Genomic DNA, 10265 nt, shown 5'->3' with positions numbered 1-10265 from the left:
AATATAGTGAGCATTGAGGGGGATTTAGGGAACTTACTTAAAATAGCTAACCTTCTTGGAAAGTTCGTCAGATAGCTTTTGTAACTCGGAGGCGCTTTGAGTTGTATCATGAGCCGCAGCATAGTTGTTCTCATTCAGCCCTGAAACTTCATTGGTACTAGAGGCAATTTCGCCACTCACTTGCGCTTGCTCTTCAGATGTGGCTGCAATGGCTTCTGCCATTTGCTCAATCTGATTGACTTGAGTTGCTATTCCCGTCAATGCTGCGCCTGTTTCTTCGGCCTGTTGATTCACTTCAACACTAAACTCTTTGCTTTGATTCATCAACTTAACTGCACTTTGGGTACTACTCTGTAGCTGATTGATGATATTGACAACCTCTTGAACCGATTGTTGAGTTCTGGCAGCAAGGCTTCTTACTTCATCAGCAACAACAGCAAAACCTCTACCCTGCTCTCCAGCCCTTGCAGCTTCAATTGCTGCGTTTAAAGCTAGAAGATTCGTTTGCTCTGCGATTTCATCAATAATTTTGGTCACACTTTGAATGTTGTTACTTTCAGTTTCAACTTTTAGAATTGCTTCAGAAGATGATTGAATTTGTTCGCCCAAAGCGGTCACTTTAGCTCGCATATTTTCAACCACATTCGTTCCTGAACGAGTATCAGAATTAGCCTCTCGAACACTTACAGCAATCATCTCTACTTGTTCAGCAACACTCTGCGCAGATGAGGCCATTTCTTCCGTTGCCGTAGCAATATGCTCAATTCGGGATTGCAACGATTTAGACAAAGCAAGACTACTTTCTGAATTCCCACGAGTCTGATCAGCTTGGGAGGCTAATGATATGCTGGTGGATTTGATATGAGTAATCAGTTCATGTAAGCGCCCAGCCATGTTACCGACCACCGCTGTCAACTGCATCATTTCGTTGCCTGATTGCTCATCCCCGCCCTCAATGTTTAAACTTACCTCACCATTACCCAAGCGCTTCATATACTGATAGTTTATCTGAATTGGAGCTAATAGCCGCTTTAAAACAAAACTTAGTACAACGATAACAGTGAACGAAGCAACAATAGCTATTAATAAAATAATTGTTAAAAGCTGCTTACTACCTTCAGTAATTTCATCAACAAAAGTTCCACCAGTAATGATCCAGTTCCATCCAGGCACAAAAGCACTCACCATGTACCTCTCACGATTGCGACTGTCATCACCTTGGTAAAAAATCACTTTTCCAACGTTTGATTGCAAGTCAACAAATGGAGTTTTCCCATCAGCCGTAATCGTTGATTGAATGTTCTGGCCAATCAAGCCGTCATTCATGCTCATAAGATAAGTGCCTTCATTTCCTGACGCACCATTTAAGACCATGCTTTGACCGCTTTTACCCCATTCAACTTCACGAATATTCTTAAAAATAGATTCCGTAGCTTTTTGAAGAGGAATAGCTGCAAAAGCAATACCGTAAATTTCAGCACCATGCTTTAAAGGTCGATAATACGAAAGATAGCTTTTACCAAAGAGGCTAACAATTGATGAATAAGATTGTCCTGATATTAACTTTTGGTAGCCTGAATGCTCTTTTCCCAGATACGTTCCAACTACTCGTTCACCACTGTGTTTCTTTAAGGTTGTGATAACACGAATAAAGTCGCTACCATCACGAACAAATACCGTTGCATCAGCTTCAGTGTTAGCTTTAAAACGGTCAACTATCGAAGTGAGCTCAGAAAGCGGCTTTCCTTCGATTTCTATTCGCTGTATTGATTTTCCTTGCACAGAATCAACACCCTTAACAGGATGCAATCCATATAGATATCCATCAATTAGAGCCCCTTCTAGGTGCTCTACTGATGACAAATAAGCATCGTACTCTTCTTCTAAAGCATGCGCCAAAGCATCAATCGTACTTTGATTATTGCTTAAGGTTTGATCTAAATAAAGAGAACGAGCTTGATTGAAAATTAACGATGCAGTTATAAAAAATGCACCAGCGACAAGAACAGCAATGGTCAGTTGGATCTGAAAAGCAATACTTCTATTTTTAAACATAACTATTACAAGGTAGGTGGGATTAGATTAATTATTTAACCGTATTCGACTGATTTTTATCAGATAGTTTATATGGAGATCATCCCACGCTTGTTAATAATTGTCGATTTTTAAACAAGGAATTGTAGTTTAAATAGCGTCTATAACTATTTACAATAGCAAAAAAGCATCTTCTAACTACTTTTACTAATTTGGCTGTCCACATCAATGCATGTAATTTAGCGATTGTCAGAGTCAGTACTTTTTATGATAAACAAAAAAGATAAAGCCCTATTGCATAGCAATAGGACTCTATTTCACAAACACGACTTAATGATATGCTTTTTTGTTATAGTGCTTCAAAGCATCCAAAACTATCTCATCAAGAATAAAAGTGGGCGTTTCATCAGCTTCATCCACTTCGGCCATAACTGTAGATACTGACGAATCCTGCTGAAGAGTGATTGCCGCCCTTCTCCTTCTGTCGTCAACTTCTTTATCTAAACTACCATCTGGATATAGCTCAACAAGCAATTTCCTAGCTTCACTTGTGCCAATTTCTTTGGTGATAGCAGCTTTAACAATAGTATCATCTCGAGTAGAAGTCGTAGCCCATAGAAATGTTGGTCCATACATAGAAATAACAAACTGTTCATATCGAGCATTCGCAGTTTCAACCATCATTACAAGAGTTGCCCCATCTTTAGAAGGCCGCTTCATGCTGTTACTTCGCAGCCTATGGGCTAAGTTTGATGGCATTTTAAAGTAATCGATAATATGCTCTGCATTACCCCTATTTCCTCGCCCTAGAATTACAATATCCGAAGCAAGTTTTACCATTTGTGGATCAAAGTCATCTGGTAGCTGGCTTCCTTGTAAAATATCAACTTTCCATTTACGCCCTTCACGCACAGATAGAGCCTGTAGTTCTTTTGCAAAAGGATCGCCTTTAAATCGGTGAATTTCATCTCCACCTAGTCTCTTAGGGGTCTTTTCAATGGATTTGACATGTTTTCTATGGAATGGAACATAATCAAAAGGAAAGACCCCTGACTTATCGAGTAACATTTCAGACAGGTGCTCTTCACCTGTAAAGATTCGTTTAGTCAGAGTGAAATAGGCGAGAAAGTACATCAAGCTCAATCGTTGCCTAGATGAGTCACCAGTACCTTTTGCGGCTTCATCTAAATCGATTGAAACAATTCTGGCTGAGCCGATATCAAATTTTGTGTAACCTGAAATCACAGGATATAAATTCAGCGCTTCCGTCAGCTTTCTTCTTACATAAGTACAGACGTTTTCACCTGTTGAGTTAACTTTCGTCTCCTGATACCCAGTTGTAATAATAGGATTGTTAACAATTGTAGCAACGTCCTCAATTGTTGGAACTGCAAAGCGTTGTGCAACAGTTGCCAAATGATATTCACCTTTTGATGAGAGAAAATCTACAATATCCCACCACGTCAACATCCTGTCGTCAGTATTGTTTGAATCAATATCTAATTCGGCTAACGCCCCATCAATTTTAGGTGAAACACCAACCTCGTATCTTCTGGCCGAATTTCGAGCCTCACGATATTTATAGGTTTGCTTGATAACAGAATGTATTAAACCAGAAACACCTTCAGGCGCTGTATCTTTGCCATCCTCACGACATAACATAGTGATAAAGGTATGTAGAAACGCACTCTGATTTGATAGCGGTTTTCTCAACCCTAATGGTGTATCAAGAGGATTAATTGATTTGTCTTTGCGGTTTAGTAATTTTTCGTAAATAACCAAATCTTTTTTTGCTTTTGGAAGGCTATCTCTAACCATCTCGCAAAAGCCTTTCATACCAGGTCCAATATCGATATTCAAAATATATGGAAGCTCATCATTGTCGGGATGCAACAACAAAGCTAAATGCTCTCCATTCATATGAACTGTTTTACCAGAACCCATGGGGCCAACAACATACTTTACCCATGCCAATTGCTGTTTGCTGTAAGGCATGTAGGGCACTATTTTTCCTGTTTCAGTTTTATACAGTTTAGAACCTGATTCCCACGCACTCCCTATTCTAGCTATTGGAGCTAGTTTTATTATGTCGTAGAGAGGCGCTGCAGACGCTTGGCCAACAGAACCAAGAGTGACACCACCTACGCTAGATAAAAATGACTCAACCTCATCACCTTCAGCCTGAGACAACTGAGTACTTCCCCAGCCTGAAACGGCTTTTGCCAATCCATTTTTTCTTTTTCTAATTTCAGTAAAATCATCAACTTTTCGGCTCCAAGTACAAAACATGATCTGGCTTGAAACTATTTCTTCACCGCTCTTTTGCAGTGCTTTTAGGTTTTCATAGGCATCTACAAGCTGTGCGTTTTTGACTGAACCAGTAAAGGAAAGCATTCGAGCTAACCCCGTTTTAATTCCGAATACTGCCATTCCATCGTCTTTAAGTAGCATGTGCATTCGAAATGGTATTTTTAGTTTATAAATACGCTTAAATAATGCTTCAAATGGCTCTGGATCTTTTGGGTGTTGTTCAACAGATAAAGGGGCATAAAGAACATCACCACTTCTGCATACACCTTCTTTTTCGTAATTAATTTCCCTTGGAATTAACTGCTCCTGAATAGAACGATGGAATATACCTGAATAATCGGCATTGTTTTCAGCGATGATTCTCATTGGAACAGGATCACCAGGTAAAGTAGGAAGCCAATCTTCTGAAGTGAAAGACTCATCAATACTGATCCGAATGTCTCTCAAAAAATTATGAACATTTTCGATATGGCTATTTATATTGATATTCAAAAGGTCAGCAACTATTTGATAGCAAACAGAGGTGTGTTTTTCATAAAAGCCTTGGCCTGTATACATCATTTGCATAGCTTCTCGATGCCGAGGCATGTTAATCATGCTGGCTCCACGCTCTTTTTCAATCATTTTCTGTTCATGCTTGGTCAGACGGTTCACGTTTGTCCAGACCAATAGGTACACCGATTCCTCTTGACATGAAGAAGCATGAACTTTATGCATTTCCTCAATGATATCCTTCATATCAAGCTCTAATCGCTCAGCAACAGCTAGCGCTTGTTTTGTATATATTCTTTCTAAAGCGGAATCTATGGCCTCATGGTCAGTCTTGAACGTAAATGAGAAATAGTGCTCTCCATTGCTCATGTAAGAACGAAAGGTCGTTTCCAGAATGTCTAGTACTTCGACGTACTCGTCATACAAGATATCTCGAGTAGATCCAGAAACCTTGATAGCAGTTAAAAGAGTACCGTCTGCCATTACAATCGTGTTTTCATCTTCACACGTTCTAATATCAATAAACGACCTTGGATTCACTTTCAAAACGAGGTCATTTATTGATTGAAATAGATAATCAAAATTAGAGGCAATGCTTTCGAATAAATTTCTTCTGTATGAATATCGCATTTTATCGGGCTCACTGTGGAAGCAAAGATGAATAAGATGTTTCTAGCCAATGTTCTAAGTAGGTTCTGTAAACTTTCATACTAGGTAAATACCTAATGGAACCAAAAACCTCTAGTTCTCGAGCTATTAATGATTTGGGAGCAAACTTATATAAACTCACATACCCTGACAGGTGGCCTTCAGAGATATTCAGTTTGGGGATATTTGAATGGTTTTCCGTTAATCTCTTGATAAAAGCATTGTGTTGCTCATTTATGGCACCCAGCTTATCGAAACCAATATTGTTCTGTTTGTATATAAGGGCAACAAAAAGATCTCTCGCTATCGATATCACTTCACCTTGAGTTAAATCAGGGCAATACACTAAAACTCCATGATTTAGTGAAGCTTCCCCACTTCCAAGCTTAACGCCACGTTGCAAATGTTGTGATTGAGCACACATCAAACATAAGAGATAAAGTCTATCGCCAATTTCAACAAATTCGAGCCCTGAATGAGGAACAGCTTTGGTTGGTTTTCCAACAAAGCCACAACAATTACAAGTAAAACTCAAAGCCTTCATCGCTTGAAATTCCGACTTGGTTATTACGTTATCAAATGAAGCTATTTTATGGTGTGGACTTAGAGCTCGTGGAATAAACATATTTAATATCGCAAGATTAGTAGAGAAAGGATAGCGGGGCTTGCGCCCCTATAATGACTAATTAGACTTTTTATAGCCGAGAGACTCTTCGATTGCAGCTTTACCGCCATCTTGATCTGTAATAGTGTCAGAGAAGATTGCCAAGAATAACATTGGAGACATTGCGAAAATACCTGCTGCGAGTGTCAACCATAATTTCCCTGGTGAATCTTGGTTTTGCTGTTTGTTATGAAGCAATTTTATTCCGCTGACTACAAACAAAAAGAATCCAATTAATGCAATAATTTGTAAAGATCCAGTTAATATTGAGCTACCAGCGCTACCAGTATTATCAGCAATATCACCAATTTTCTTTGCTTCAGCCATAACTTCACCAGATAAAGCAATCCCAATAAAAAACGTACTCGTTACAGTTTTAGATAATTTTAAAAACTTCATTTTTCCCTCATCTTTGATTTATAAATCAACACTTGTTTTCATTTTTTCATAAGCATTCTCAATACCAAATGAATTACCTACGATATCAATAGTCAACTCAGCATTTGCGAAAAACACTGCCAATACAGCTTTCTTAAACGCAGAGCGCCTTGCTGCAGAGTCATTTCGCTCTATAGCGTCCTTAAACGCTATGCCTGCAAATAAATACTTAAACCAACCATAAACTTTGATAACTATAAAAATTGCATCAAAGAGCAAATTGTGGTCATTGGTTTGAACAAGATCTTCACCCAACAAAAAAACAGGGCCAGATGCGGTCCCTAGCAGCGATGCAGAAAAGATATTCATCCAAAATTGGAATGATATAAGCATCATCCCTAATATAAACCCTGCCCAAGCTTTACTAACTTCGCCCCTTTCGTATACCCGTTTGTTTAATAAGGCTACGCCAGAGTTGACGAAGATAAATAATCCATAGACACCACTAATAATCACAGTTGCAGACATTATCTGCGGAAACTGTTTTACAAAGGTGAATACGGCTGTATAAATATCCACGCGCTTTCCTTACACACCTGATGAGCGAGTGATGCGGCAATGCTGCGTAATTACCTTTCTCGACTGAACATTAATATCAAGCACAATTCCACATCTAGGCACATCCACCCCTTTACTTATCCTTAAAGAGCTTTTTGTATGAACGTTATAAATCTGAGTAAAGCTACGACTCGTCATCTTGAGTTTCCATGGATGGTTATTTTTCCAAACGACTTCAGAGCTTGTATTGCGAAGCGCCTTTATAGGTTTAACAGCAGGTTTCGCCTTGCTATTACTTGCATGAATTGATTTCAACTCGCGCAAGCGCTTTCTGGTATTTATATCGTTTGCTCGTAATGTTCTTGATAACTTTTTGAGAGAACTGACTTCAGTTTCTAAAAGATCAACTTTTGATTCATATGCTTTATTAGCGGCACCCGAGTTTTGCGGATTTGTTGACTTCAAAGATCCAATAATTTGCATTACCTCATCGATGCGGTCATTAAGTGTCTTATAATCACCTTCCTGACGAACCAAAACCCTTTGGATTAATTCAATTTCTCGTTTAACGCTTGATAACTCGGCACTATCGTTAACTTTACCTTTACTTTGATGAATTTCATTTCTAAGTTGTCTTGCAAGAATTCTCAGCTCAGCTTTAGTGGCTGGAGCCTCCACCCTTGGCATTTCAGAAACTTCTGAAGAATACGGATAATGCTCTTTCACAAAGTCAATAGCGAATGGATATCCGAAATACCCCCCCACTCCAATCAAAGCTATCGAAGCAGACAAAGCTATCGCCTTTATGTTAACAGGCTTACTTTTTCTAATTTTTAAGCGTTTTGCCTTGCCCTTCTTCTCTTCACTTGTACTCGAAGGACTTGGATTGGTATTTTTAGCAGCTTCCTGTTCCACAGAAACACTGGTATCTGTTGCTGCCTCACCCTCTGGCAAACTATTTTCAATTTCACTAATAAGATCCTCAGAATCAGATTTGACAGGAGAATCTCCACTCCTTTCTTTTTGAATATTCGCTAATTTTTCATTAATAGTAGATTCTTCAGAACTCATAAAGTTATCTCTTGTTCAACAACGAGAATAGGATAAGGAATTGAAAGATTGAAAATAAAGATAAAAATTTAGAAATAATCAGAAAAGTTGATTTTTGCCCCCCTTCCGCTTGATTAACCTGAATCGATAATCAAGCGGGGAAGGATTTTTACTATTTCTTAGGCTTAAAGTTGATATCTTCGAATAAGAAAATACCAACTTCTTCACCTTCTTCAATGTATCCAGTGATTGGTCGAGATGCATTTTCTAGAAAAATATTCGCAAATTGCTCCCCGAGTACTTTAGTGGAACTGATGGCTAGCTTAGTACCATCTAGACCTGAGTATGTGACTTTCTTTCCTGCTATATCGGTCTCTTCAGTGCGCTGTTGAGAGTTTCCTACTGCCTCCGCTGCGCCTTGGATAAGCGTAGCGATCGTTAGCCCACCAAATCGATACCAATAGTGTTTATCGATTTCTCCATTTACAGAAGGTTCTCTGGTACCAGGGTCGACAGCAATACCATCTATTGGAGTACACTCAACTACATCCTTTAAACAAATGCGGTTGAACTCAACAACAATAAAGTCGTATTTCATTGATACCTTGCCATGGGCAGTCGCGCCATAGAGGAAGTGCTCACGAGGTACACCAAAAAGATTAAACACCACCTTATTGTTAACGTCAGTATTCACCTTTGAGGTATTGACTGCATAAAGGAGTGTCCCTGCTTTTTGTTTTACAAAGTCTTGGTCAGAAGCAGAGTTAGCGCCTTGCTCTGGAACGTTACCTCCCTGATTATTCTGAACAGAGTTTGATACAAGCGAGTCAACATATTCTTGACCAGTGCTAACTGATTCGGAAGTTTGTATATCTATATCAAATTTTGGTGTATGACCTGATAATTTATTTGAAAGTGACGCCTTAATCGCTAAGTACCTTTGATTTAACGTGGCAATTTCAGAGCTAGAAAGTTCAGAAATATCAATTTTTGGAACTCCATTAGCTGTGCGCTTTACTATAGGCGTAGAGTCCTCTTTCTCTTCAGCGCCATTTTCTTCTTGCTGGGCTTCCTCCTCATTTGAAGCTGCTTCTGGAGTACCATTGATTAGCTCAACTACCTTTTCCGAGGGAGGAACTAAAGGTTTGCTTGAAGATTTACTATTGGGATCTAATAAAACACCTTCTTCAGAAGATAATCCTTTTTCGGTTAATACTATTGGAGATTGATTTTCATCAACCACTTTTCTTCCTTGTTCATCATATAGATGGCCGTTTTGACCAACGCTAAGTGTTTTACCTCTAAATCTGATTGGTCGAAGGTATGCATTCTGTAGCAAGCCATCATCAGAGATGAATAACCGTTCTCCGCTTAACGAAACAACTTGACCATCTTTTGTAACAAGCATACCGTCTTTGGTTTTATAAAAGTCTGTACCTTCCTGCTTGGTAAGCTTTCCACCAGCTGTAACAAGCTCACCCTTCGAATCAATCAACACTCCATCTGAATTGGTTAATAGTACCCCTTTGCTTAAATCTCCATTTTTCGTCCTCAGCTCTCCGTTAGCACCTACGTAAACTGCGTTACCATTTGCATCAACAACAGGTTTACCATCAACGGTATATAGCCTTCCGTTCTTTCCAACAGTCACAGCTTTGCCATCAAATAAAATTGGTTTACCGTCAACACCTAATAAAAAGCCATCTTTATTTGCAAATAAATCAGAATCACCTATTTGACGAATATCTTCACTTCCTTTGCTCCCAATAACTTTTCCAGAGCCATCTTGAAGCAATATGTTTTTAACAGGCTCACCCTGAGCATTAACGATATTGCCTTCTTGATCCATATACACGGGCTGACCATTCTCATCCAAAATCGGTCTACCGTATTCATCAAAAAGCTGCCCATCGCTGCCTCGGATAACTTTTTTATTTCCAATGGTTATCGCTTTCCCATCTTTACCGACTAATAATCCATCGTCCGTAATATGGATGCCCGAACTGCCTAACTCATTTAGCTCAGAGACATATTCAGATTGCAGATCACCACTAAGCAATGGTTTCCCATCTTCAGTAAAACCTTTCATAGAAGCTTTACGGCCTGACGAATCAACGATTTCACCATCAGC

Annotated in this window: 7 protein-coding genes; all 7 read right to left on the bottom strand. The window is 39.1% G+C overall.

Annotated features, from left to right (window positions below):
• Positions 1-33 precede the first annotated feature (33 nt).
• The gene (locus AC1EU0_RS14320; protein ID WP_480303151.1) at positions 34-2055 is read right to left on the bottom strand and encodes a methyl-accepting chemotaxis protein; all 2022 of its coding nucleotides are present in this window, start codon (positions 2053-2055) and stop codon (positions 34-36) included.
• A 309-nt stretch (positions 2056-2364) separates the two neighbouring features.
• Positions 2365-5382, bottom strand: a complete 3018-nt coding sequence (locus AC1EU0_RS14315) for a hypothetical protein (RefSeq protein ID WP_480303149.1) — start codon at positions 5380-5382, stop codon at positions 2365-2367.
• A 94-nt stretch (positions 5383-5476) separates the two neighbouring features.
• Positions 5477-6109: a hypothetical protein gene (locus tag AC1EU0_RS14310; RefSeq protein WP_480303148.1), complete on the bottom strand. Its 633-nt coding sequence runs from the start codon at positions 6107-6109 to the stop codon at positions 5477-5479.
• A gap of 57 nt (positions 6110-6166) precedes the next feature.
• Positions 6167-6547, bottom strand: coding sequence for a hypothetical protein (locus AC1EU0_RS14305; RefSeq protein ID WP_480303146.1), 381 nt, complete (start codon positions 6545-6547; stop codon positions 6167-6169).
• Positions 6548-6565: 18 nt separating this feature from the next.
• A complete protein-coding gene (locus AC1EU0_RS14300; protein ID WP_480303145.1) occupies positions 6566-7105 on the bottom strand; it encodes a hypothetical protein in 540 nt (179 codons plus the stop codon).
• A gap of 9 nt (positions 7106-7114) precedes the next feature.
• Positions 7115-8155 carry a hypothetical protein gene (locus AC1EU0_RS14295; RefSeq protein ID WP_480303144.1) on the bottom strand — a complete coding sequence of 347 codons (1041 nt, stop codon included), beginning with the start codon at positions 8153-8155 and terminating at the stop codon, positions 7115-7117.
• Positions 8156-8306: 151 nt separating this feature from the next.
• On the bottom strand, positions 8307-10265 hold a 1959-nt coding region (locus tag AC1EU0_RS14290), incomplete at its 5' end, for a DotG/IcmE/VirB10 family type IV secretion system protein (protein WP_480303143.1).

The organism is Parashewanella sp. 2210YD4-3 (assembly GCF_056591735.1).
This window is presented reverse-complemented; position numbering and strand designations above follow the sequence as displayed.

Excerpts from the sequence above, each read along its gene's own strand:
- AC1EU0_RS14295 (WP_480303144.1), bottom strand. The coding sequence starts at position 8,155 with ATGAGTTCTGAAGAATCTACTATTAATGAAAAATTAGCGAATATTCAA.
- AC1EU0_RS14305 (WP_480303146.1), bottom strand. The coding sequence starts at position 6,547 with ATGAAGTTTTTAAAATTATCTAAAACTGTAACGAGTACGTTTTTTATT.
- AC1EU0_RS14310 (WP_480303148.1), bottom strand. The coding sequence starts at position 6,109 with ATGTTTATTCCACGAGCTCTAAGTCCACACCATAAAATAGCTTCATTT.
- AC1EU0_RS14320 (WP_480303151.1), bottom strand. The coding sequence starts at position 2,055 with ATGTTTAAAAATAGAAGTATTGCTTTTCAGATCCAACTGACCATTGCT.